The organism is Bacillus sp. SIMBA_154 (assembly GCF_046536015.1).
Classification (GTDB): domain Bacteria; phylum Bacillota; class Bacilli; order Bacillales; family Bacillaceae; genus Bacillus; species Bacillus pumilus_P.
On sequence record NZ_JAWJBV010000773.1, the window covers coordinates 1 to 228 of the forward strand.

The 228-nt window shown below is 51.3% G+C and carries 1 protein-coding gene; it reads left to right on the forward strand.

What is annotated here, in order from left to right; genetic code table 11:
• On the forward strand, positions 1-196 hold a 196-nt coding region (locus R0K30_RS23995; RefSeq protein ID WP_410613595.1), incomplete at its 5' end, for a hypothetical protein.
• Positions 197-228 lie beyond the last annotated feature (32 nt).

Sequence of the window (228 nt, forward strand, 5' to 3'; positions counted from 1 at the left end):
TCGTCAAATTCAAACGAGGTACGTTGGTGCTAATGTGCCTAGGTCGTTCTCTGCTTCAATATCGGACGAGTCGATGTTTCACGTGAAACCGTTGTTAATGCCTTGCGTAGACAGAGGTGACTGCGCCCGCGATGCCCTTACCGGACCCCCAACAGGACAACGATTCGGACAGCTCTCTACGCGTCCAATTGGTTAGGGATTTCGGTTTATCAGCTTTCGACTTTCGCC